Below are 24,563 nucleotides of genomic sequence, written 5' to 3' on the forward strand. Positions count from 1 at the left end.
ACAGACTTTGGCGTTTTTCATTATCCTCCGATTTGACTCATGCGCCTCGTCGTTGGTTTGTGCGATTGCATTTCGTCCTGCAAGGCAATCGCCATCTCATGACTTTCCGGTTTATTATCGATGGACTTTTGCACGAGTGCCATCAATTTCTCTGGGTCATCAATGAACGGGCGAATATTCATTTCTTCATCCCAATACAGGCACGCCTTAATGTAGCCATCTGCAGTCAAACGCAACCGGTTACAACTAGCGCAAAAATGGGAACTGACTGGGTGAATCAGGCCAAATGTGCCTTTTGCTCCTTCTAAACGATAGTTTTCAGATGGACCGTTGCCGCGAATCGAGTCCACTGGTTTGTATGAAAGCCCAGCTTCTTCACAAGCATCAAAAATCGTTTGTAGTGACAAATACTGCTTTTTCCAACCGTCGCCAGCATGACCAATCGGCATATACTCGATAAAGCGAATGTTGATATCCTTATCTTTCGTAAATTGCAGGAAATCTAAAATTTCATCGTCGTTCTGACCTTTAATCAAGACGACGTTCAGTTTAATCGGGAAAAATCCGACTTCTTCTGCTTTCGCGATACCGTCTAGTACTTTTTGAAGCTTGCCGCCGCGTGTAATGGTTTTAAAACGGTCTTCGTGTAGGGAATCTAAGCTGATGTTGACACGCGTTAAACCAGCTGCTTTCAAGGCTTCTGCTTTTTTGACGAGATACATCGCGTTTGTCGTTACCGCAATATCCTCGATTTCTGGAATGGCGCTGATACCTGCGATAATGTCCACGATATCGGTTCGTAAAAGTGGCTCACCGCCTGTAATACGGACTTTTTTGATGCCAAAGCCGACCATGATTTTCATGAAGTCCACAATCTCATCTTTGGATAGGACTTTCTCGTGAGGTAGGAACGTCATACCTTCATCGGGCATACAATAAACACAACGTAAATTACAACGGTCGGTGACGGAAATGCGGATATAATCATGGACGCGTCCAAAGCGATCGGTTAATAATTGCATGATATCTACCTCCTATTCGTTATTTATCGAAACGGAATTTTCCGCTTTTGCCACCTGTTTTTTCAACGAGATGGGTGTTTTCAATGACGATTTTTTTATCTATCGCTTTGCACATGTCGTAAACGGTTAGCGCGGTTACAGTTACGGCGGTCAAAGCTTCCATCTCAACGCCGGTTTTTCCAATCGTGACAACTTCGGCGACAATCGTTAAGTGATCTTTGCCATCATCAGTGAACATGATATTGACTTTCGTCGTCATGATTGGATGGCACATTGGGATTAGTTCGCTTGTTTTTTTGGTAGCCATAATTCCCGCAACTTGCGCAACGGCTAGTACATCACCTTTATCGATGCTCCCGTCTTTAATACGCGTCAAGGTCGCTTCTTCCATATGTAGCGTTGTTTCGGCGATCGCACGTCTTTGTGTCTCACTTTTCTTCGTTACATCTACCATGTGGGCGCGTTGTTCATCATTGAAATGGGATAGTTCATCAGTCATTTTATCGTCTCCTTCATCTCATCCTCCGCTTACTGGAGGGATTATCGCGATTTCTGAAACGTCTGTCAGCAGGCTATCGTCTGTTTGAAACTCCATGTTGACCGCAATCATGCATTTCGCCACGTCGGCCTCAATCGCTGGAATTTCCTTACTTACTAACTGTCTCACATCTGCAACAGTCTTGCAATCAGAAAGGTCGAGATTCACTTCTTGAAATCCTGCTTTCTGCACGAGAAAAGCGAATAGTTTAATGGGCGTCATCTCGCTCACCTCCCCAACGAACACGATCCGTATCCACTTCTTCTTTCCAAATCGGCACCCGTTTTTTTAGTTCCTCAATAATAAAACGCGAACCTTCATACGAAGCGGCACGGTGAGGCGTTGCGACGCCGATAAATACGGCGATATCGGTCAACGCTAACTCACCTAGCCGGTGAATCACAATCACATCGGCGTCATATTTTGCCTCTACTTCATGCGCGAGTTTGGACAGTTCCTTGATCGCCATTTCTTTATACGCCGTGTAACGAATCGTTTGCGTCTGGATGTCGCCAGTCCATTCACGAATCGTCCCGACAAACATATTCACGGCGCCAAATCTAGCATTTACTAACTCTTGGTATGTGGCACCAACATCAATCGGCTCCTGTTGCAACCTAACATCTATCATTGTAAAAATTCCTCGATTATCGTCTGACATAATGCCTCTTGTGCATCTTGCGTACTCACTTTCAAAATATTGGCTGGGAGGTTATCTCGCAATGTCGCCATCTTGTATACGGCTGGTAATGTTTCTAGCGTAGCAATATCCTCTGCGTCCCGCACCATTATAATTTTTGGAAACGGCGCTTCCTTGTAGCCTTCGATTAAAATCACATCAGTTGGCGGCAAACTCGCAATCATGTCTTTTAGCGTGATTCCTTGATCCACCATCATCGCGTGCTGGGAGGAGGAAGATAGCGCGACTATATCCGCACCGCTCTCACGAAACGAGTAGGAATCCGTGTTTGGGTGGTCGATTGCAAAGGCATGCGCGTCATGTTTGATAACTGCCACCGTATAATCTTGTGCTTTTAATTGCTGCACAAAGCAGTTTGTCATCGTTGTTTTCCCGCTTTTTTTGAATCCGGTTATTTGGAAGATAAGCGCCATATCTCGATCTCCTCCCCTTTATTTTTGCCAGTTTTGCCACTCTGTATTTTGATGAGACACTCGGTTAGGTGTAAATTTCCTAGCGCGCTCGACATATCACTGCCGACGGGAACAGCGGTTAATTCGCCCGCCTCGTAGAGCAATTGACCGCGTAAAAAGCGATCGTAAGCGTTGTTCTTCGAGTAATCAGCGCCCATCTTTGCTAGTTGAAAAGTGAACTGGGTTTCGATGTCACCGCTCATTTTGGCGAGCACCGGCGCGATGAGCAGGTGGAACGCGGTGAAGCAGGCGCCTGGATTGCCCGATAAAGCCGCGACTAGTGTATTTTCATACCGCATCGCCGTCGTGACGCTGCCCGGCCGCATTTGGATTTTGTTGTAGAGCAGTTCGGCATCTTCTTTTGCGATAATCGCCATGAAATCGAAGTCCCCGACGGAAACACCGCCTGTTGTCAGGACTAAATCGGCCTGTTTTGCAAGATCGGTGAGTCGATTTTTGGTCAGCGCTAGGTCGTCCTCAATTTGTTCCACCGCAATGACTTCCGCGCCTGCCTCTTTCGCAAGCGCCGCCAGCATCAGATGATTACTGTTGAAAATTTTCCCGTCTGAGAGGGCCTCACCAGGTTGGACAAGCTCGGAACCCGTGGACAAAATCGCGACGCGCGGTCGACGGAAAACGGTCACGTTCGGGATGCCGAATGCTGCGAGTAGGCTAATTGAGCCTGGGTTCAAATGATGATGGGCTTGGAGTAGTGTTCCACCTGCCTCGAATTCTTCGCCGCGCTCTGTGATGTTGGTATTTTTATGCGTGTTAATGAGTGTGATTGTTGTAGCGTCTCCTGTTTCGCGGGACTGCTCCAACATGATAATTTTGCCGGCATTCTCGGGGACTTTAGCGCCGGTCATGATGCGCACCGTCTCGTTTTCCTGCAAATCGTGATTATACGCGGAACCGCATGGCACATCCGCTACAACCTGAAAAGTTCGCGGATAATTCGCGTCATCCTCAGCCCTAATCGCAAAACCATCATATCCGGAACGCCTGAAATACGGCATCGCCATCGTTGCTTCTACTTTCTGCGCCAAAATTCGGCCGTTCGCGTCTGCTATCCCAATCTTTTCTGCGCCAAGCATGACCGCGTTCTCCAACAATCTTTTCTGCGCTTCCTCCACTCGAATGGCTACCCGTTTATCCAACATGCCCAACACTTCCTTTTTTCGCAAATTTCAGCTAGTTCCACTATACATCAAACCCTATGAAAATAACAGTGTAAGCGCTCACTTCATATTAATTCGCTCCGCCAAATCCATACTTCTTCAAAATTTTCTGCGCTTGTGTGCCCTTCATGTAATCCATGAATTGAGATGTCTCATCGACCGCATCCGTATCCTTCACCGTCGCCGCATAATACCCAATTGGGCTGTGCAACTCATTGCTAACCTTATACGCCGTCTGCACTTTTTTTGAAATCATCGCGTCCGTTTGATAAACGAAACCAATATCCGCATTTCCCGACTCCACATACGCCAACACTTGACGCACATCGCTTGCCTTCACCAAACGCGACTTCACGCTAGCCATCAACTTCTCTTTCGTCAAAAACTCCTCCGCGTATTTTCCCGCAGGCACCGAAGCAGGATCGCCAATTGCAATCACACGAGCCTTCGCCAATTCTGACTCGATATCACCACTCGGAACAGTCTTACTCGGCATCACAGCTACCAGCGTATTCGAAGCAATTTCCTGTTTACCATCAATCCATTTCTTCGCCATCAATTTATCCGTATCCGCCACGCTCGCTAGTAAAACACCATCAATCGGTGCCCCATTTTCCACACGTTCGCGGATTTGCCCTGAACCAGCAAAGTCGAATTCTAATGTCACATGGTCATGCTCCTTCTCATACAAAGGTTTCACATCATCCATCACATCTTTCAAACTCGCCGCCACAGAAATATGTATCGTTTGCGGTTCTTGCGTGCCGCAACCTGCCAAAACCAATAGTACTCCAGCAAAAATCAGCCCACTTTTTATCCATATTTTCATCTACAATACCCCCTTCAGTCTATCCCTATTGTACGGAATTTCCTCAAAAAAAGACAGCGAAATAGTTCCACTGCCTTCCATTTCAAATCAGGTTGTCACGGCTTGCTTGCGTAAATAAACAATCCAAACCGTCACAAGACAAATGAGGGCAAACACGCCGAGCAAAATAAATCCGAGCGTATAAGAACCCATATTTTGTTTAATAATACCTAACAAAAGCGGTGGGAAAAATCCACCAAGTCCGCCGGCCGCACCAACAAATCCCGTCACAGCACCCGTATTCCCTTTTGAAACCATCGGCACCATTTTGAAAATAATCCCGTTTCCAAGGCCTACAATTAGCGCGGTGATAAAAATAAGCGTTGTGAATATGCCGTACTGCGTGAGTGAAAAAGCAATCAAGAACGCGGCTACAGCAATCATCGCAAAACCAGTGGTCAACAGTTTCGGCGGATTGAATGTATCCGCTAAAATCCCACCGACAGGACGCATGAATGTCGCGGTCGCTGCAAATCCAGCAGAAAACAGTCCAGCGTTCACTGCCCCAATCGAGAATTGATCACCCATAAACGCCGGTAAATAGTTACTAAGCGCCACGAAAGAACCAAATGTCAGGAAATAGAACAAAGATAGATACCAAGTATTTTTATCCTTCACAACCGATAACGACTGCTTCAAAGTTTTCTTTTCCGTCGACAATGTCATTTCTTTCGCAAAAATCGCAAAAATAGCGACAATCACCACAATCGCAATCATTAAGGAATAATAGATCCAGTCGAATCCCCAATTCGCGTTAATGCGTGGAATAATCAGACCAGAAAGCGCATTCCCAATGTTCCCCATTCCAGCAATACCAAGAATTAAGCCTTGTTTTTCAGCTGGGAAAAAGGTGGAAACGTAAGAAATTGCGATGGCAAAAGTCGTCCCCGCCATACCGATAAAAAATGCGCAAAGCATTAAATATAAATACGTACTCGCAAACGGAATCAACACCAACGGAATTAGCGTGAATAACATCGTGATAATATATATCTTCTTACCACCATACCGATCGCTTAAAATCCCCATTGGAATCCGCATAATTGATCCCAAAAGTACTGGCGTTGCGATAAGTAAACTTTTTTGTGAAGCAGATAGCCCAAATTCTGCAGCAATCTGATTAGAAACTGGCGATAAAGAAGCCCAGACCATGAATGAAATCGCCATCGCAACGGTGGCAATGGTGAGCGCGATATACGCGTCTTTTTTTGATGTATGTTGCATGTTTATTTTCTCCCCTCGGTTTAGAAAATCATATAAGGCGTCTTGCTTGGCGCCTCTGGATCCAGCTCCAACGGCCAGCCTCCCGGAATTTGTTGTGACTCTTGGGAAGCATATTTTGCTGAGTTAGAGCCTCAACATGAGTGTGAACATAGTGAACATTCGTTCCTCCGACATCTGCGCCCCCTAACAATTAAAAGGTTGTCAGTCTCGCAATGCTCCACTGCCTATTGATTCACTAAATCAAACCAAACGATGGTTTGAAAGTTCATCAACATAACGGGCCATTTCCGCTTTTCATTTTCGATAAATAATATAGCTTCTCTTCAAATACGACAATGGCATGCTCCACGCATGGACTAAGCGCGTGTATGGAAACAGCGCAAAGATAATAAACGCACTAATGATATGCAGCTGGAAGAATACCGGCACGTTTGCCATCAGACTCGCCTCTGGCTGAAAAATGAACAACTGCCTAAACCAAACCGCAATCGATTCTCGGTAATCAAATCCAGGATTCGCTGGGTTTGCAAACGACGTACTGGCCATTCCGAGGAAAAGCGTCAACAACAACGTCACATTCACGATGATGTCCATAATCGAACTCGTCATCCGCACGCGATCATTCGACAACCGCCGGAACGTCAATAAAAACATCCCCACAAACGCCATAATCCCGAAAATACTACCAATCCCGACTGCCACCAAATGGTACGTATGCTCACTAATCCCAATCGATGTCGTCCAACTTTTCGGAATCACCAAGCCGATGAAATGCCCGCCGACAACGAAAATAATCCCGATATGAAATAAAATACTACCAATCATCAATTGCTTTTTCTCAATCATTTCCGAAGACTTCGAGGTCACCGTAAAATGATCGTACCGATAGCGGAAAATATGTCCAAACACGAAACTCGCCAAAACAAGATAGGGCAAAACAACCCATAAAAAATTATTCCACATGCTGCTTCTCCTCTCCCTGTTTCACGCAAACGCGCAGTTCATTTCGCATTGCTTCAATTACAAACCGATACGGATTCCCTGCCTCTTCAAGTGCCTGAAGCAAATGATACGAACCATCTTCAATCACGCCAATCAAAAGCTCCATACTATCACCAGAACGCGCATCCAGATACCAATCACCCGCATCAATAAACTCGAGCATCAGCGGTAAATAATCCGTCAACTCCGCGTCATCTGGCAACAAACCAAACATCTCATACAGCACTTTCAACTTCGCCAACATCTGCCCACGTTCCCGCGCATCTTCGAATTTATAAAACGTCATATAAAGCGTCGTCTTTTTATTAAAATCAAACGTGTCCACATACGTTTCCGTAATTTCACCAAAAGTCAGCGCAGAAATTTCCTCCCAAAACGCCGTTATCAATTCCAGCGTTTTAGGATTCTGAAACGTCTCTAAAAGCAGAAAACGATCATTGATAAAGCGTTTTTCTGGATACGACAGAACCGCCGAAATAGCACCAAAAACAGCACGTTTTTCGTCTAGTAAGGCATAATTAATCACGCCAAATCCCCCCATAAAAACTTTCTTCATACATATCTTGCGTTGATTTCGAAGGCTGCTGCGTACTATTTCCCATCGGCATTGGTGTATTCGTAACATCCGGTTTATTCATCTGATCCGCCAAACTACAACCACCACAAACATCCTCCGAAAAACCAGACGAACCTTGCGCTTTATACGTATCGATGTAATCCTCTTTATGACTCGCCGGAATCACAAACCGATCCTCGTATTTCGCAATCGCAAGCAGGCGATACATCTTCTTCACTTCCTGCTCTGTCATGCCGATTCGCGCCAATTTTTCCGTATCAAAATCTTTGCCAGAACTCACCGCGCGCATATACATCCGCATCATCGCCATTTTTTGTAGCGACGTCTTAATCACATCGGTGTTCCCTGCCGTCAACAAACTCGCCAAATAATCGACAGGAATCCGCATCTCCTCAATCGCTGGGAAAATCATATCCGGATTATTAATCGAATCTTTCCCTTCAAAATAGTTCATGATTGGCGAAAGTGGTGGCACGTACCAAACCATTGGCATTGTGCGGTATTCTGGATGTAGTGGGAACGCAATCTTATATTCCTTCGCCATTTTATAAACCGGAGAATTCTGCGCGGCTTTAATCCAATCTTCTTTAATACCATCTTTGCGCGCTTGCTCAATCACCGCGGGATCATGTGGATCAAGGAATAAGTCTAGTTGTTTTTGATACAGCTCCTTCTCCTCTTCCACAGAAGCCGCTTCTTTCACACCGTCCGCGTCATATAGCATCACACCAAGATAGCGAATTCGACCTGTACACGTCTCCGAACAAACGGTTGGCAAACCAGCTTCGATACGAGGGAAACAGAACGTGCATTTCTCCGCCTTATTCGTTTTCCAATTGAAATATACCTTTTTATACGGGCAACCAGTCATGCAATAACGCCATCCGCGACACGCTTCTTGGTCAACCAGTACAATTCCATCCTCATCGCGTTTATACATCGCACCACTCGGACACGACGCCACACAAGAAGGATTCAAACAATGCTCACACAAACGCGGCAAATACATCATAAACGCTGTCTCAAAATTCGTTTTTATCTCCGTTTCGATGTTTTTCATGTTCGGATCAAGCGGCATCGTTGTTGGTGCTCCCGCCAAATCATCCTCCCAGTTTGGCCCCCATTCGATTTCCATGTCCTTGCCTGTAATCACAGATTTTGGACGCGCCACCGGTTGATTCTTCTTCTCTTTCGGCGTGAAAAGCGTATCGTAATTGTACGTCCACGGTTCATAATAATCCTTTAATTCCGGCATATCTGGATTGTAGAAAATTTTTCCAAGCATGACTTTATTCCACTTCGAACCAGCCGCCAACTCCAACTTTCCTTTTTTCAGTTTCCAGCCGCCTTTATAGCGTTCTTGGTCTTCCCATTGTTTCGGATAACCAATGCCGGGCTTCGTTTCTACATTATTAAACCAGATATACTCAGCACCAGGGCGGTTTGTCCACGTATTTTTACACGTCACACTACACGTATGGCAACCGATGCATTTGTCTAGATTCATTACCATTCCTACTTGCGCTTTAATCTTCAAGCCAATTCACCTCGTTCAGTTTCCGGACAGCAACATAGAGATCCCGCTGATTTCCAATCGGTCCATAATAGTTAAAACCGTAGCTAAGTTGTGCATATCCACCAACCATTTGCGTTGGTTTCACGTGGATTTTTGTCGGCGCATTGTGACTACCGCCTCGCGTTCCCGTAATCGAAGTCCCTGGAACGTTGATATGACGGTCTTGCGCATGATACATGTACATCGTTCCTTTTGGCATTCTGTGGCTCACGACCGCACGCGCCGTTACAACACCATTTCGGTTATAGACTTCGAGCCAGTCATTGTCTTTAATTTTGCCAGCCTCGGCGTCTTCATGGTTAATCCACACGTTCGGACCACCACGGAAAAGCGTCAACATATGCTGATTATCTTGGTACATACTGTGGATATTCCACTTACCATGAGGCGTCAAATAGCGCAACACAATCGTATCCGGCGTCTCCACAATCTCCTTATCACGAGGCGCAAAAACTTGCGGCGGTAACGTCGGCTTATAGATCGGCAACGACTCCCCATACTGCAAAAACATCTCATGATCAATGTAAAAATGTTGTCGCCCAGTCAGCGTCCGAAATGGAACCAAATGCTCAATGTTCGTCGTAAATGGCGAATAACGCTTACCGTCCGTATTCGAACCTGTAAACACTGGCGTTGGAATCACTTCACGCGGTTGCGCCGTAATGCTTTGGAACGTAATCCGCTCCGCCTCGCGAGGCTTCGCTAAATGACTAAGCGCCATCCCCGTCGCGTCCTCCGCCACTTCCCAAGCCCGGACCGCCACCTTCCCGTTCGTCGCACTAGAAATATGCAGAATCGCGTTCGCAGCTTGGCGTTCCGACTCCATCATCGGCATCCCGTTCTTCATCGAGTCATCCTCATAAACCCCGTTAATGCCCTTCATTTCCTCATATTCCTTAGCGACCGAGAACTGCGTCCCATGCGCGCCTACCTTCCCCGTCCCAACATTCGGACCAAGCGTAATAAACTTATCGTAAATTTGCGTATAATCCCGCTCTACAAATTGGAAATGCGGCATCGTCTTACCTGGAATCGCCTCAACCTCGCCCTTTTTCCAATCCTTAATCTCACCATAAGGCTGCGAAATCTCCATTGGTGAATCATGATTCAGCGGCAACATAATCACATCGCGCTGCACCTCGTGTAAATGATCCTTCGACATCTCAGAAAACGTCTGACTCAAATCCTTAAAAATATTCCAATCCGATTTCGACTCCCAAAGCGGGCTAATCGCTGGGTTAAACGGATGCACAAAAGGATGCATATCCGTACTCGAAATATCCGTCTTCTCATACCAAGTCGCAGCAGGAAGCACCACATCCGAATAAATGGGCGTCGCCGTCATCCGGAAATCAAGCGTCACCATCAGGTCCAATTTACCTTCCGTCTCCTCATCGCGCCACACCATTTCCTCCGGCTTAAATTCATCATTTGGCGTCGACAACAAATTATTCGTCGTGCCAAACAAATGCTTCATAAAGTATTCCTGACCCTTCCCACTAGAAGAAACAAGGTTCGAGCGCCATACAAAAAGGCCACGCGGGAAATTCACTGGATTATCAGGATCTTCCACCGCAAACTGCAATTTCTCCGATTTCAAATCATCGACAATACCCGACACGATCTCCGCATCCGATTTGTCCTTATTTTCCGCCGCAAACAGCAAACTATTCTTGTTAAACTGCGGATACGAAGGCAACCAACCTAGTCGCGCCGCCAACACATTGTAATCCGCGGGATGTTTATAGCTCGTTTTTTGCGCCAGTGGAGATTTCAAAGCATCCGTGTCCATCTCCTCATAACGCCACTGATCCGTTGCAAAATACCAGAAACTCGTCGCATTCTGCTGTCTCACCGCGCCCTGCCAATCCTTCGCAAAAGCCACCGTTTGCCAGCCCTCAATCGGACGACATTTCTCCTGACCAACATAATGCGCCCAGCCTCCGCCGTTCACGCCTTGTGATGCCGTCAAAATGACCAAGTTCAAAATCGAGCGATAAATCGTGTCACTATTAAACCAGTGATTAATTCCCGCACCCATGATGATCATCGAACGACCACCCGTATCAATCGCATTCTGCGCAAACTCACGCGCAATCTGCGTCACAATATCCGCCTTCACACCCGTAATCGGTTCCTGCCAAGCCGGCGTATACAAACTCTTTGCATCATCCAACCCACGAGCCGCCATTCGGTCACCGTCATGCCGCGCCACACCATACTGGCTCAACATCACATCATAAACCGTCGCAACCAAGCGCTTCGAACCATCCGCAAGCGTAATTTCCCGAACTGGCAATTCCCGCTCAAAAATCCCATTCCCCGTATTATCAAAATAAGGAAACGCAACCGTATCAACCCTGTCCAAGCCAACTGTCATCGCAGGCGCAATCACAGAACCATCCTCGCGTTCCAACGACAAGTTCCACTTCACGCCCTCTTCCCAACGCTGACCCATCGTCCCATTCGGAACCACAATCTCGCCCGTCGTCTCATCAATCAAACACGTTTTCCAATCCGCGTGCGCGCCACTTTCAAGCCCCGCATACAAATCATCCTCCCGCAAGAAACGACCCGGCGTCAAACCCTTATCCGTCGCGTCCAGCAACAGCAAAAACGGCAAATCCGTAAACTGTTTCGCATAATCAATAAACTGCGATTCCGCGCGTTCCACATAAAATTCCTTCAAAATAACATGCGTCATCGCTTGCGCAAGTGCAGCATCCGTCCCAGGATTCGGCGCCAACCAATTATCCGCAAACTTCACGTTCTCCGCATAATCCGGCGCAACTGCTACCACTTTTGTCCCCTTATAACGAACCTCCGTCATAAAATGCGCATCCGGCGTCCGAGTCAGCGGCACATTCGAGCCCCACATCATAATATAACCAGCGTTGTACCAATCACTCGACTCCGGCACGTCTGTCTGCTCACCCCAAATTTGCGGAGAAGCAGGCGGTAAATCCGCATACCAATCATAAAAACTCAGCATCTCGCCACCGAGCAGCGTCAAAAACCGCGACCCAGCCGCATAACTAATCATTGACATCGCAGGAATCGGCGTAAACCCAGCCAAGCGATCCGGTCCATATTTCTTAATCGTATAAATCAGCATCGCCGCGACCATATAATACGCTTCCTGCCACGTCACCCGAATTTGTCCACCCTTCCCACGCGCACTTTTATAGCTCTCCGCCTTCTCAGGGTCTTCCACAATACTCGCCCAAGCCTTAATCGGGTCACCATACTGCTTCAACGCATTTTGCCATAAACGCCATAATTTCCCGCGCACATACGGATATTTCACACGTAGCGGACTATACTCATACCACGAAAAACTCGCACCACGCGGACAACCACGAGGCTCAAATTCCGGCATATCCGGCCCACAACTCGGGTAATCCGTCGCCTGATTTTCCCACGTAATAATCCCGTTCTTCACGAAAACCTGCCAACTACATGACCCCGTACAATTGACACCATGCGTCGTGCGAACCACTTTATCATGACTCCAACGATCCCGATACATCTTCTCCCAAGCCCGGCTTTTCTCCTCCATCACCGTCCAGTTTCCATTAAATTTCTCCGTCCGTTTAAAGAACCGCAAACCTTTTTTCCTCACTATGTACCACCTCGATTTGTTATTATATTCACAAAGAAAACTAGGAACTTCCTACCTAATTCGATAATACAACGCCTATCCTTTTCTTTGCATCAGGAGAATCCCTATATTTTCACAGCTAATATTCTTTGACAATGCGCGGTTAGAATAACATAATAGATAAGGAATACATACCCTTTGGAGGTTTAATGAATATGCTAACACCAGTCCTACACTCACTCTTAATCGCGATTGCATCCACATCCCTCGCATTCCTCACCATGCTTCCACTTAGCTACTATTTCGCGAACCGCAAATCCAGATTCCAATTAATCGTTGAAATCATCATCCTGCTACCACTCGTTTTACCACCAACCGTCGTAGGTCTTATCCTACTCAACCTATTCGGGAAACACGATCTCATCGGGGCTTTCTTATGGAATACGTTCAACTATAGCTTTATTTTCACACTCGCCGGCGCCGTTATTGCCACCACAATCATCATTCTACCGATTATGTACCAAGGTTTAAAAAGCGCCTTCCTTTCGATTGATCACGACCTCGTCTGGGCTGCCCAAACCTTGTCGGCTAACGCCAAAACGATCTTTTTAAAAATCATCTTGCCTAACTGCTGGCAGCCAATATTAGCAGGGATTTTACTGAGTTTTTGCCGGGCGATGGGGGAATTTGGAGCAACACTCATGGTCGCCGGCTACATCGAAGGAAAAACGAATACCATTGCCTCAGGTATTTACTTCATGGTCCAACAAGGCGATATGCGCACAGCCATCTACCTTGGCCTCATCAACGTCATCATTGGCGTCATCGCGCTACTCGTTATCCATATTCTCACTGTCCGCCAAACTAACTTAACGAGAGGAATGTAAATCATGGGACTTCGTTTAAAATTCAAAAAGAAACTGCCATTTCACGATCTCGATATAAATTACGATTTCGTCTCCCCGATCACTGCCATCATGGGCGCCAGTGGTTCTGGAAAATCTACCCTTTTCCAGTGTATCAGCGGTCTTAAAAAAATCGACGAAGGCATCATCGAATTCGGCAACACAGCCTGGGACGATACATATAGCGACATCACCGTTCCAACCGCTGCGCGCAAAGTCGGCTACCTGTTCCAAAACCTAGCCCTTTTTCCAAATATGAACGTCTTTCAAAACATCGCATTCGGCCTAACCGTAAACAAAAAAAATCGCGTTGAAATCGAACAACAGGTCCGCAAAATAAGCGATTACTTACAGATTTCTCATCTCCTTTTTTCCTCCGTCCAAAAATTATCTGGCGGTGAAAAGCAACGCGTAGCAATGGCACGAGCAATGATTATCAATCCGAACCTACTTCTTTTGGACGAACCATTTAACGGTCTTGATGAAGACACGCGGAACATCTGCATCGAGCTCGTCGGCCAAATGGCGCGTGACTTCGATATTCCCGTCATCTTCGTAACTCACTATCACCAAGAAGCTGCCTCCCTAACCGGAGAAATTTTAAAAATAAAGGATGGTCGCCTTGTCAAAAACTAAAACAATCGCTGGTATCGTGCTTGCAGGCGGAAACTCCAGACGATTCGGTGAAGATAAAGCGCTATACAAAGAAGCACCAAGCACACCAACATGGGTCGAGTTAACGGTTAGCAAGATGACCCCCCTTGTCGATCACCTTTTTATTGTCACAAACGAACGGCTATTCCCAGCCATCGACAGACTATTCGATACGGAGCAGGTCACTGTTTTAGCTGACCAACCGCCATTCACTGATAAAGGGCCACTTGGCGGTATCTACACTGTCATGAGCTCTGCCAAATTTGATCACTATCTCATCTCACCGACGGACACACCGAACATCACGACGGAAATCTTTTCCGGACTTATCAACGCTAGAAACGCTTATGCCGCAACAAATACAGCCAGTCACTACCTCACCGCATGCATCCCTTATTGTGAACCCGAAATAAAAGCCATGCTCACCAAAGAAAACCTTCGTATTCGTGGGCTACTCCAATCCATCCATGCCAAAAAACAGGTCTTTCCAGAAGAAAACCTGTTCCAAAACCGAAATTATCAATAACCATTTTCAGGAGGTCCCTACATGCGCTTTTTTTCCCTGCTTTGGCAATTCACATGGAAACAAATACTCTGCTGTATCTTCCCAGCCATCATTTTTATCTCGCTTGCCCTGTCTAAATATATCAATATCCCATTTATCCCAAGATACGATCTGCTACTCATCATCTGTATCGTCGCCCAATTACTACTCATCAAATTCGGCTTGGAAACATGGGATGAACTTAAAGTCATCATGCTTTTTCACATCATCGGCCTCGTTCTTGAGATCTACAAAATCCATATGGGCTCTTGGGCCTATCCAGAAGACGCCTATGCGAAAATTCTCGGCGTCCCACTTTACAGCGGCTTCATGTACTCAAGTGTCGCCAGCTACATTTGCCAAGCCTGGAAACGCTTCGACCTCACCGTCAAAAATTGGCCGAAAAGCAGTTACGTTATCACATTATGCGCCCTGATTTACCTAAACTTCTTCACACATCACTACATCTGGGATTTTCGCTACATTCTAATCATCGCCGTCCTCATCCTCTTTTTGCACACTACCGTCTATTTCACCGTCGGCGACAAACAATTGCAGATGCCACTATCCCTGTCGTTCTTACTCATCGCCTTCTTCATTTGGGTTGCCGAAAACATCGCCAGCTTCTTTGGCGCGTGGTATTACCCCAATCAAGAAGTCACCTGGCAACTCGTGGGCTTCGGCAAAATCACTAGCTGGTACCTACTTATAATTATCAGTGTTATGATTATCGCCGAACTGAAATTCCTCAAAAAAGATTTACACAAAGAGTGAAAAGAGCCTCCGATTCGGGACTGATTCAGCGGTTCTTTCTTCCTCTCATTAAGTAAAATCTCATGAATAATCCAAAAATAATCGTTATAACTACGCCCGCGCCAAATACACTTTCAGATATCCACCCCAAAATATAAGATAGGATAACCAATAGCGCTAATAAGATATACAACACTATAATAAGAACTTTCATATGCCACATTCCTCTTCAATTAAAATATATACACAAAACAAAAAAGCGAAGACCAAAAACTGATCTCCGCTACGCTTCTTATCCTCTTTTCCACTTCAACCAACTATACGAATCCATGATTTGCAAGAATCGGACCAACCTCGACAAACTCATGCCATCCTCATTCCCAAACGTCCGCGAAAACCGCTCCTCCATCTCTGGAATCGATGTCTCCCCATCCATTTGCGAAAGGATAAAGTAACCATGTTCATCAAGCTTAATACGACGCTGCGCCGGCTGTTTCAAAAGCTTCGTCGCCACGCGCTCCAACCAAGCCGAACGCGGCACGATTAAATACTTCTCCTGATCCGCCACTTCCAAAACAAGATCATCCTTCAAAATCGGAATTTCTTCCAACATATTTCGGCGTTCTTTTTTTCGCATATTCAGCACCTCATTTTACGCTTTCTTCTTTTTTGGTACCGTCGAGAAGTAAAGTAATGTACACACAATCAAGAATACCAAGAATGGCAACCATTGATTCGAAAGCAAGTACTCTGTCGGGATAATATTCGGGTTAATCGAAATCACAAACGCGATAATAACACCGAGGAGTGATTCCCCAGCAATTAAACCAGACGCAAACAAAGTCCCACGCTCGATTCGTACCTCTTTCTCCTTGTCCTTTTTACGCTTAATCACTTGGTTCACGATCAATCGTACAAATCCACCGAACATAACCGTCGCACTGATGTTTAGCGGCAAGTATAGACCTACTGCGAAAACAAGCGAGTTCATGCCTAGGAATTCAATCACAATTGCAATCGAAACGCCGATAAAGATAAGCGTCCACGGCAAGTTCCCATTTAGAATACCTTCCGCTAGGATTTTCATCAACGCCGCTTTTGGAGCTGGCAGGGCTTCTGAACCCATACCATACGCGTTATCAAGCAACGTCAAAATGTAACCCATCACAAGACCACTGGCGATCACACCGATCATCATCGCAACCTGTTGTTTCCAAGGCGTTCCACCAACGAGATACCCCGTTTTCAAATCCTGTGAAATATCACCTGCAACCGCGAGCGCCGTACAAACAATTGCCGCAACCGTCAACGTCAGCACAATACCTTCCGTACCGCTATAACCGAACGATTTATAAGCAATCGCCACAATCAGAAGTGTCGCAATCGTCATACCTGAAACTGGCGACGACGAACTACCAACAATCCCAACAATCCGCGATGCCACCGTAACGAATAAGAATCCGAAAATCGCGATGGCTAGCGCCCCGATAATACCCACATTCGTAAATGGATCAAACGCAATAATAACAATCAAAACGGTAATTCCAATCAAAACCCATTTCATCGGAATATCTTTATCCGTACGCTCAATCTCAAGCATTTTTTGACCTTTATTCTTGCTCAGACCAACCATTGTACTACGAAGCGTCTGCACAATCGCTGGCATCGTTTTCGCAAGTGTAATCAGCCCACCCGCAGCAACTGCACCCGCGCCAATATAGCGAATATAGTTATCCCATATCATACTCGCATCCAGATTTTTCAACGCTTCTGACGCTGGGAAAATCACATCCGAACTTCCCGCACCGAAAAACGCAATGGCTGGAATCAAAACGAGCGATGCCATCAAACCACCGGCAACCATCTGACCCGCAATTTTTGGCCCGATAATGAAACCAACACCGAGTAATGCAGGATAAATTTGCGTTCCGATAAAGGCATTTTGGAAATTATAAATCCCCGTCTGCACGTCACTTCGGAAAACCTTGAACCCGTCTGTAAGAACCTTCACAAGGGCACCTACCCCGAAACCAAATACAACGAGTTTCGCTTGCGCCCCGCCACCTTTTTCACCTGTTTTCAGAACTTCCGCACAGGCCGTTCCTTCTGGATATGGCAACGTTTCGTGTTCATTGACAATCAGCATTCTTCTAAGCGGCACCATCATGAACACGCCCAGGAATCCCCCTGTTAGCACGATAAATACCAACATAATTTGATTGATGTCCACGCCCATCATAAATAGCGCAGGAATTGTAAACACCGCACCCGCACCAAGCGCTTCCCCAGCTGTCGTCATCGTCTGTACAATATTATTTTCTAAAATCGAATCTCGCCTAAAAATACCTCGCAAAATCCCCATCGAAATAACTGCCGCTGGAATCGACGCCGATACTGTCAAACCTACTTTGAGCCCCAAGTAAGCATTTGCCGCACCGAACAAAATTGAAAGAATAATACCAAGAATAATGGCAGTCGCAGTCAATTCCGGCAGTGATTTGGAAGCAGGTATGTAAGGCTGAAACTTCTTGCTACCCATTTTATCACTCATTTTGTAACTACTCCTTTTTATAATTTATGTCATCTTTGCTCCTTTAAAGCAACGATCCAATTTCTATTTTACCGCTACATTACTATTTTCGCAACGGATATCCAGGAGAAAGAACAAGAAAATACAATCATTGCTTGAGTACTGATGCTTAGTTATGTTATAATTAGGGCAAATAAAAAGAGCGCCGTGGTGGTACACGACCCTCTCATACAGAATGACGTAAGCCGCTTAAAAGACGGTGACTTTCGTTAGATGTATAGAACCCACCTAATCTCTGGTCAGAGTGTAGTAGATGGGTTTTTTATTTGTCGTGTTTCATCGCTTGCACAAGTATGATAACCAGCTTGAGAAAGGTTAGAATAAACATTCCAAACCCAAGCGCCATCATAATCGATTCTGCAACTGACATCAGGCATTTCCTTTCTCCAGATTTGATAACTTACATACATAAGCATCACTCCCTTCCATTAGAAAGCCACCATCCTTTACATACCTTACTCTACGCGACTATTATACCATGATATTCCCTATTTTTTAGAACAAAGATTATTCGATAAACCATTGTTTCCAGCCGATTCCATTTACTCATGTAGCACTACAAAAACAGCGAACCTATCATCTAGATTCGCTGCTCCTCTTATAATAATCCTAATCGCTGTAATCCTTTCAAAACCCCGTCATTATCCACGGAATCCGTCACGAAATCTGCCACAGCTTTCACTTCGTCACGCCCATTTTCCATCGCGACTCCCGTGCCGACTTCTTGTAGCATTTCGATGTCATTCAGTCCATCTCCAAATGCATACGCATCCTCAATTTTGAAATCTAAGCGCTTCAACATTTCACGGATCCCAACGGCTTTTGAACCATTCGCCGGAGCAACATCCATCGACACATCATGCCAGCGTAAGAAGCCATACTCTGGAAAATTTTTCTTATAAAAAGCGTCATGACTTTCATCCGCGAACAACAAACATTGATACAACGTCCGCCCTTTATAAAATTCCGCGTCAAGCTCAGGATATCCCTCTTTCAGTGAATTCATCCCCTCATGCACCTTATGATGATCCGGAATATTCGTGCGCAACGTCTCCTCATTCATGAACACAAGTGGGTGATCAAGCTCCTCTGTCACCTCAATCAAATGCTCCATCGAGGCTTGTGGTAATGGGTTATCGAATACCATTTCTCCCTCAAAAACGACATACTGCCCGTTGAAACTTACATATGAATTAATATTTAGCTCTTCACATATATCCTTTAGTAAAAACGGCGCCCGACCTGATGCAATTGCAACGTATACGCCCTTATCTTGCAAATCCTTCACTGCTTTTCTTGCTGAAGCTGGAATCTCCTTGTTGTCATTCACCAGCGTACCATCTACATCAAAAAACACAATTTTCTTCATAGCTAAAATCTCCTCAGACCAAATTTGCGGGAAAAAGTGCACCCATTAGCAATATCCCCTCCAGTATACCAAAAAAAACACGCTAATGGGCGAATTTTCTCCTAAAAAAGACTAGCCTTTTCAAAATAAATTCCACTCTTATTAAAAAGCGATACCCTTATAAAAGCCTCAACTACTACGCTAAAACACACTTTTCCTGCTTTCTATCACTTTTTCACCCCATTTTAAGATATTGTAGTAGCATTTATTGATTTTTATGGTATATTAGAACTCAAGGATAAAAGTTCGGATCTTGTTTTTACAAAAGAAGTGACTCGTTAAACCTACCGTGAATTGAAATCATTCACTGTCCATTTTGTTTAAAATGCGCAGAATAATGGTATTCAATTGGAGTAGGCGAAAAAAACGCAGAATGTCATGGCATATTCTAAATCGTAGCCTTATGAAGACTAGTGCGGCTACCATTGTTTCTTTTTGCCTTTTTAACGAGGTCATCCCTTTTTATCCATGAAACCGTATGTAAATAGATTGCAAATGAGGAGCAATGCTATTTTTACAAGAATATTAACGAAACATAAAGGAGAGAAAAAAATGATTTTTAAAGTTTATTACCAAGAAACAAAAACCGAAACACCAGTCAGAGAAAAAACCAGATCTATCTATGTGGAAGCGAAAGACGTGCCAGAAGTACGCGTTATTCTTAAAGACCAACCCTTCCATATCGAACTAGTTGAACAACTCAGCGATGCACACCTACAATATGAAAAACAAAATGAAGATTTCCAACTGTGGGGGCAGTAATCCGCTATGAAATTTGTAAAAAATAATGAAACAGCTGTTTTCGCCCTCGGTGGTCTAGGCGAAATCGGTAAAAACACGTACGGTGTGCAATTTCAAGATGAAATAATCCTCATCGATGCTGGTATCAAGTTCCCAGAGGACGAGCTACTCGGCATTGATTACGTCATTCCTGATTACACCTACCTTGTCAAAAACAAAGAGAAAATTAAAGGGCTTTTCATCACGCATGGTCACGAAGATCATATCGGTGGCGTCCCTTATTTGCTCCGCGAACTGAATATCCCCGTTTACGCTGGAAAATTGGCGGCGGCTCTGATTCGCAATAAACTAGAAGAACATGGCCTACTACGCCAAACAAAAATCTATGAGTTTGAAGAAGACGATGTTTTCAAATTCCGCAAAACAAGTATTTCGTTCTTCGGTACAACACATAGTATTCCAGATTCGTACGGCATTGTTGTCAAAACACCATCTGGAAACATCGTCCACACGGGGGATTTCAAATTTGATTTCACACCTGTTGGCGAACCCGCAAACTTAACAAAAATGGCAGAGATCGGTAAAGAAGGCGTTCTTTGCTTACTATCCGATTCTACCAACGCAGAAGTGCCAAATTTTACGATGAGTGAACGCATTGTTGGGGAAAGCATTAAAGATATTTTCCGCGATGTCGACGGACGGATTATCTTCGCTACATTTGCATCCAACATTTATCGCTTGCAGCAAGTTGTCGAATCCGCTGTCGAAACCGGTCGGAAAATTGCTGTTTTTGGACGTAGTATGGATTCTGCCATCGCCATCGGTATCGAGCTCGGCTATATCCAAGCACCCAAAGATACGTTTATCGAATGGGGGCAACTAAACAAACTGGCCGCAAACGAAGTAACCATTCTTTGTACAGGTAGTCAAGGCGAACCAATGGCGGCACTTTCACGTATCGCTAACGGTACCCATCGGCAAATCCAGATCCAACCAGGCGATACCGTTGTCTTCTCTTCTTCACCAATTCCAGGAAATACGATCAGCGTAAACCGCACGATCAATCTACTTTTCCAAGCTGGTGCAGAAGTTGTGCATGGTAAAGTAAACAATATTCACACATCTGGTCATGGTGGCCAACAAGAACAAAAACTAATGCTTCGTCTTATGAAGCCAAAATATTTCATGCCGATTCATGGCGAGTTCCGGATGCAGAAAATGCATGCCCAATCCGCTTACTATTGTGGCGTTCCTCACGAAAACAGCTTCATCATGGAAAATGGCGATGTTTTAGCCTTAACTGCCGATTCTGCACACGTTGCTGGTAAAATTCAAGCAGCGAGTGTCTACATCGACGGTAGTGGCATCGGTGACATCGGTAATATCGTCTTGCGCGATCGCCGTGTCCTATCCGAAGAAGGTCTTGTCATCGTGGTTGTTTCCATTAGCGCCGCTAAAAATAAAGTAATGGCTGGCCCTGATATTATCTCGCGCGGTTTCATCTATATGCGCGAATCTGGAAACCTAATTAATGAGGCACAAGGCTTGCTCCGCCGTCACCTAAACAAAGTGATGGACAGTAAAACCGTACAGTGGTCAGAAATTAAAAATGAGGTCACAGATACACTACAACCATTCTTATATGATAAAACACAACGCCGTCCGATGATTTTACCAATCATTATGGAAGTGTAGCATCAAAAAAACCAATGAAGGACGAGTCCAAACTCGTTCCTCATTGGTTTTTTTACTGTTGGTTCCGATGATATATGGCTACTTCGTCACAGAAAAAAGAGCCTATTCATGAGGTTAATTCCCCCTCCTGAATAAGCCCTTCCAAATAATATGCTATTTATGCTGTTTTACGTCTTAGACAATGTGCAGCAATACCTAACAGTACCAATCCACCAAGCACAACTAGATTCTCCGCCTCATCACCCGTTTGCGGCAAAACATCATGCGTTTTTACCGGGGCAACTTCTGTCAATGTTTGCTCCGCCGAAGAAATCGTTTCTCCTGGTTTTACCGTTCCCTTATCAGGAGATGTGATACTCCCATTATCCACATCGGGTACGTCCGTTCCGCCATTACCGTCGCCCGGAACCTCTTCACCACTGCCGTTATCAATCGGATCTGCTGCCATGACCGCAACCGTAAAGCCTTTGCTATAGCCATCTGGATCTGTGACTGTCACATCAAATGTATCGCCTTCTTTTAAGTTTTCAGCGTGCATATCGATCTCAAAGTTACCGTTCGCATCCGCAACGACGGGGGCTGCTTTTGCTTTCACCGCTAGCGAATTCACAGCAACCGTCGCGCCTGGAATCGTTTTTCCTTGGAAGATAGCATCCTTTTCTTTATATGATTGGAAAACCGTATGATCTGTAATGGCTTGGATCGCTGCATCTTCTTTTTCTTTCGCAATCGCGGCTTCTGTTTTAAACGTTTTGCGACCGAGCTCTGGTGTTACAAGCTTCGTTTGTGACTGGATATAATCGATGAATGTATCTGTATCCGGATCGATGACATCCACTTGCTTGCCTTTCGTAAATGCAGAGAAGGAATCCCCACCGCCGAATAAGAAATCGTTGATAACGACGCGATATGTCGCCGATTCATCCAGTTTCGTGCCATCCTCTTTGCGCACATCCACCACTCGTTTCTCGCCAGCCTCATTTTTCGTATACGTATAGGTTAAACCTGATACTTGTAAAAAGTATTTCTCCGACTCATCATATTGCTGATTTAGTGCTTCTACGATATCTGCACCACTCAGTTCCACCACTTGCAAAATATTTCCGAAAGGCTGAACGGCTTGCGCTGCACCCCATGTCACCGCAAATGAACCAGCTGATGGTACGCCAATTAAGTCCGCCCGTATTCCGCCATTATTTGTCATTGCAAAATCAACAGCGATTCCAGCCTGCTTCGCCATTTCGCGTTGTCCATCTGTAATCAAATTACCGAGCGGTGATTCATTGTCCGCATTCGTATCTCGCGTCACTACTGCGCTATCCATCTGGCCAACTGGCTTACTAATCACAGGATTAACAAGCGCATAAGCTTCATCAATAACGCTACGCACTGCCGCATCCGGTGTAACATCTTGCAAATTATATTTAATCTCCGCACTCGGCGTCATTTCAAAATCCTTCGTTGTTTTATTCAAAACCCCCGTCACATTCGAATACGCTTTCCCGTTATTATAGCTTTGCACAATCCGCGTATTGCCGACTTTACCGTTCGTATACTGATGATTATGCCCCGCTAAAACAAGATCCACACTGTTATTTGGCGCAATTTGGTTCACTTTATTGATCATGTCCACCGCAGCACCCGAAACGCTACCTTCACCATTCGTGGGGTTACCTGGCGTCAGAGCCGGAACATGCGATAAAACAACGATCGCGCTAACGCCTTTCGCCTGCAATTCCGCCGAGTATTTCGCAATCGTCTCCGCCTCGTCTAGAAAATGAAAGTCTTGAATATGATTTGCCAAAACAAGCGATGGAACTTCCGTTGTTACCACGCCGATAAAACCAACGTCGACGCCTCCCATATTTTTAATCTCATATGGCTTGAAACCATAAGGAATCGCGCCATCCGATTTATTGACCACATTCGCGACAACAATCGACATATCCGACGCTTCATGATCATAATTTTGCGTAATTTCATTGAAGCCCGTCGTATCGCCTCCATCTAAAATTCGTTTATATTCTGCTAAGCCCTCATCAAACTCATGATTTCCAAGCGTACCAATTTCAAATTTCATCCGATTGAGCACTTTGATTGTTGGCTCATCTTGCAGTAGCCCTGAAACAGCAGGACTTGCACCAACCATATCGCCAGCTTGAACGCGTACAGAATTGCTAGCCGAATTATCTGCTAAACCATTCGCCGTCAGGAAGTTTTCCTCCGCCTTGTTTAAATTGGTCGCCAAGTAGTCCGCACCACCAATTTTACCAAGCGGTGAACTAGAAGGCGTGTCTAGCGCTCCATGAAAATCATTTATACCTAATATTTGTACTGGCACAAGATTTGGGTCCAGCGTATCCGCAACCACGCTATTTCCAACCGCTGATACACCAATCCCTATCGTTAAACCTGTTGCTAACACTAATTTTAATCCCTTTTTATAAAAATTATTCACGTTTTTAAAGCCTCCCTTTTTTGTTTTATGATGCTAAATATATTTCGCATCGATTGTAAGCGTTTCATACTTACCTC

The 24,563-nt window shown here is 45.2% G+C and carries 23 protein-coding genes; 6 read left to right on the forward strand and 17 right to left on the reverse strand.

Annotation, left to right across the window (positions count from 1 at the left end; all coding sequences use genetic code 11):
- Positions 1 to 20 precede the first annotated feature (20 nt).
- The 12 genes from moaA to HCJ54_RS00620 all read right to left on the reverse strand — a co-directional run bounded on the left by moaA (position 21) and on the right by HCJ54_RS00620 (position 12,762).
- Positions 21 to 1,022: a GTP 3',8-cyclase MoaA gene (gene moaA / locus HCJ54_RS00565; RefSeq protein ID WP_036067455.1), complete on the reverse strand. Its 1,002-nt coding sequence runs from the start codon at positions 1,020 to 1,022 to the stop codon at positions 21 to 23.
- 19 nt (positions 1,023 to 1,041) lie between these two features.
- A complete protein-coding gene (moaC, locus tag HCJ54_RS00570; RefSeq protein ID WP_185409574.1) occupies positions 1,042 to 1,521 on the reverse strand; it encodes a cyclic pyranopterin monophosphate synthase MoaC in 480 nt (159 codons plus the stop codon).
- Positions 1,522 to 1,539: 18 nt separating this feature from the next.
- Positions 1,540 to 1,782 carry a molybdopterin converting factor subunit 1 gene (gene moaD / locus HCJ54_RS00575; RefSeq protein ID WP_036067452.1) on the reverse strand — a complete coding sequence of 81 codons (243 nt, stop codon included), beginning with the start codon at positions 1,780 to 1,782 and terminating at the stop codon, positions 1,540 to 1,542.
- The gene (locus HCJ54_RS00580; protein WP_187136244.1) at positions 1,769 to 2,191 is read right to left on the reverse strand and encodes a molybdenum cofactor biosynthesis protein MoaE; all 423 of its coding nucleotides are present in this window, start codon (positions 2,189 to 2,191) and stop codon (positions 1,769 to 1,771) included. Before HCJ54_RS00580 ends, moaD begins: the two co-directional genes overlap by 14 nt.
- Entirely contained in the window at positions 2,188 to 2,673 is a 486-nt protein-coding gene (mobB, locus tag HCJ54_RS00585) for a molybdopterin-guanine dinucleotide biosynthesis protein B (protein WP_187136245.1), read from the reverse strand. Before mobB ends, HCJ54_RS00580 begins: the two co-directional genes overlap by 4 nt.
- Complete coding sequence (locus tag HCJ54_RS00590; RefSeq protein ID WP_187136246.1) at positions 2,652 to 3,872, reverse strand: molybdopterin molybdotransferase MoeA; 1,221 nt, start codon at positions 3,870 to 3,872, stop codon at positions 2,652 to 2,654. Before HCJ54_RS00590 ends, mobB begins: the two co-directional genes overlap by 22 nt.
- 88 nt (positions 3,873 to 3,960) lie before the next feature.
- On the reverse strand, positions 3,961 to 4,719 hold the full coding sequence (gene modA / locus HCJ54_RS00595) for a molybdate ABC transporter substrate-binding protein (RefSeq protein ID WP_187136247.1): 759 nt from the start codon (positions 4,717 to 4,719) through the stop codon (positions 3,961 to 3,963).
- An 87-nt stretch (positions 4,720 to 4,806) separates the two neighbouring features.
- A complete protein-coding gene (locus HCJ54_RS00600; RefSeq protein WP_187136248.1) occupies positions 4,807 to 5,982 on the reverse strand; it encodes a nitrate/nitrite transporter in 1,176 nt (391 codons plus the stop codon).
- A gap of 294 nt (positions 5,983 to 6,276) precedes the next feature.
- Complete coding sequence (narI, locus tag HCJ54_RS00605) at positions 6,277 to 6,945, reverse strand: respiratory nitrate reductase subunit gamma (protein ID WP_187136249.1); 669 nt, start codon at positions 6,943 to 6,945, stop codon at positions 6,277 to 6,279.
- Positions 6,935 to 7,510 carry a nitrate reductase molybdenum cofactor assembly chaperone gene (gene narJ, locus HCJ54_RS00610; RefSeq protein WP_342354436.1) on the reverse strand — a complete coding sequence of 192 codons (576 nt, stop codon included), beginning with the start codon at positions 7,508 to 7,510 and terminating at the stop codon, positions 6,935 to 6,937. Before narJ ends, narI begins: the two co-directional genes overlap by 11 nt.
- Positions 7,503 to 9,098: a nitrate reductase subunit beta gene (gene narH, locus HCJ54_RS00615; RefSeq protein WP_187136250.1), complete on the reverse strand. Its 1,596-nt coding sequence runs from the start codon at positions 9,096 to 9,098 to the stop codon at positions 7,503 to 7,505. The genes narJ and narH overlap by 8 nt, the downstream gene beginning before the upstream one ends.
- A complete protein-coding gene (locus HCJ54_RS00620) occupies positions 9,088 to 12,762 on the reverse strand; it encodes a nitrate reductase subunit alpha (RefSeq protein WP_187136534.1) in 3,675 nt (1,224 codons plus the stop codon). Before HCJ54_RS00620 ends, narH begins: the two co-directional genes overlap by 11 nt.
- A gap of 191 nt (positions 12,763 to 12,953) precedes the next feature.
- Here HCJ54_RS00620 and HCJ54_RS00625 point away from each other — a divergent pair, with 191 nt between their 5' ends.
- Genes HCJ54_RS00625 through HCJ54_RS00640 form a run of 4 tightly spaced genes read left to right on the forward strand, consistent with a single transcriptional unit; the run spans position 12,954 to position 15,615 of the window.
- A complete protein-coding gene (locus tag HCJ54_RS00625; protein WP_036067435.1) occupies positions 12,954 to 13,625 on the forward strand; it encodes a molybdate ABC transporter permease subunit in 672 nt (223 codons plus the stop codon).
- Between the two features lie 3 nt (positions 13,626 to 13,628).
- Positions 13,629 to 14,279: an ATP-binding cassette domain-containing protein gene (locus tag HCJ54_RS00630; protein WP_036067433.1), complete on the forward strand. Its 651-nt coding sequence runs from the start codon at positions 13,629 to 13,631 to the stop codon at positions 14,277 to 14,279.
- Positions 14,266 to 14,823, forward strand: coding sequence for a molybdenum cofactor guanylyltransferase (locus tag HCJ54_RS00635; protein ID WP_187136251.1), 558 nt, complete (start codon positions 14,266 to 14,268; stop codon positions 14,821 to 14,823). Before HCJ54_RS00630 ends, HCJ54_RS00635 begins: the two co-directional genes overlap by 14 nt.
- A gap of 21 nt (positions 14,824 to 14,844) precedes the next feature.
- Complete coding sequence (locus HCJ54_RS00640; protein WP_187136252.1) at positions 14,845 to 15,615, forward strand: DUF817 domain-containing protein; 771 nt, start codon at positions 14,845 to 14,847, stop codon at positions 15,613 to 15,615.
- 271 nt (positions 15,616 to 15,886) lie between these two features.
- Here HCJ54_RS00640 and HCJ54_RS00645 read toward each other — a convergent pair whose 3' ends face one another.
- The 4 genes from HCJ54_RS00645 to HCJ54_RS00660 form a co-directional block, all read right to left on the reverse strand.
- Positions 15,887 to 16,231 (reverse strand): PqqD family protein, encoded by a 345-nt coding sequence (locus HCJ54_RS00645; RefSeq protein ID WP_187136253.1) that lies wholly within the window; start codon positions 16,229 to 16,231, stop codon positions 15,887 to 15,889.
- Positions 16,232 to 16,246: 15 nt separating this feature from the next.
- Positions 16,247 to 18,145: an OPT family oligopeptide transporter gene (locus tag HCJ54_RS00650; RefSeq protein WP_187136254.1), complete on the reverse strand. Its 1,899-nt coding sequence runs from the start codon at positions 18,143 to 18,145 to the stop codon at positions 16,247 to 16,249.
- 301 nt (positions 18,146 to 18,446) lie between these two features.
- On the reverse strand, positions 18,447 to 18,554 hold the full coding sequence (locus HCJ54_RS00655) for a putative holin-like toxin (protein ID WP_187136255.1): 108 nt from the start codon (positions 18,552 to 18,554) through the stop codon (positions 18,447 to 18,449).
- Positions 18,555 to 18,782: 228 nt separating this feature from the next.
- Positions 18,783 to 19,553: a Cof-type HAD-IIB family hydrolase gene (locus HCJ54_RS00660; RefSeq protein ID WP_187136256.1), complete on the reverse strand. Its 771-nt coding sequence runs from the start codon at positions 19,551 to 19,553 to the stop codon at positions 18,783 to 18,785.
- A 591-nt stretch (positions 19,554 to 20,144) separates the two neighbouring features.
- Here HCJ54_RS00660 and HCJ54_RS00665 point away from each other — a divergent pair.
- Both HCJ54_RS00665 and rnjA read left to right on the forward strand, forming a co-directional pair.
- Complete coding sequence (locus tag HCJ54_RS00665) at positions 20,145 to 20,354, forward strand: DNA-dependent RNA polymerase subunit epsilon (protein WP_185409588.1); 210 nt, start codon at positions 20,145 to 20,147, stop codon at positions 20,352 to 20,354.
- 6 nt (positions 20,355 to 20,360) lie between these two features.
- Positions 20,361 to 22,028: a ribonuclease J1 gene (gene rnjA, locus HCJ54_RS00670; protein WP_185409589.1), complete on the forward strand. Its 1,668-nt coding sequence runs from the start codon at positions 20,361 to 20,363 to the stop codon at positions 22,026 to 22,028.
- 157 nt (positions 22,029 to 22,185) lie between these two features.
- Here the strand turns inward: rnjA and HCJ54_RS00675 are convergent, their stop codons facing one another.
- Entirely contained in the window at positions 22,186 to 24,486 is a 2,301-nt protein-coding gene (locus HCJ54_RS00675; RefSeq protein WP_187136257.1) for a 5'-nucleotidase C-terminal domain-containing protein, read from the reverse strand.
- Positions 24,487 to 24,563: the final 77 nt, after the last annotated feature.

It is taken from the genome of Listeria grandensis, from assembly GCF_014322885.1.
In the GTDB taxonomy this organism is placed as follows: Bacteria; Bacillota; Bacilli; order Lactobacillales; family Listeriaceae; genus Listeria_A; species Listeria_A grandensis.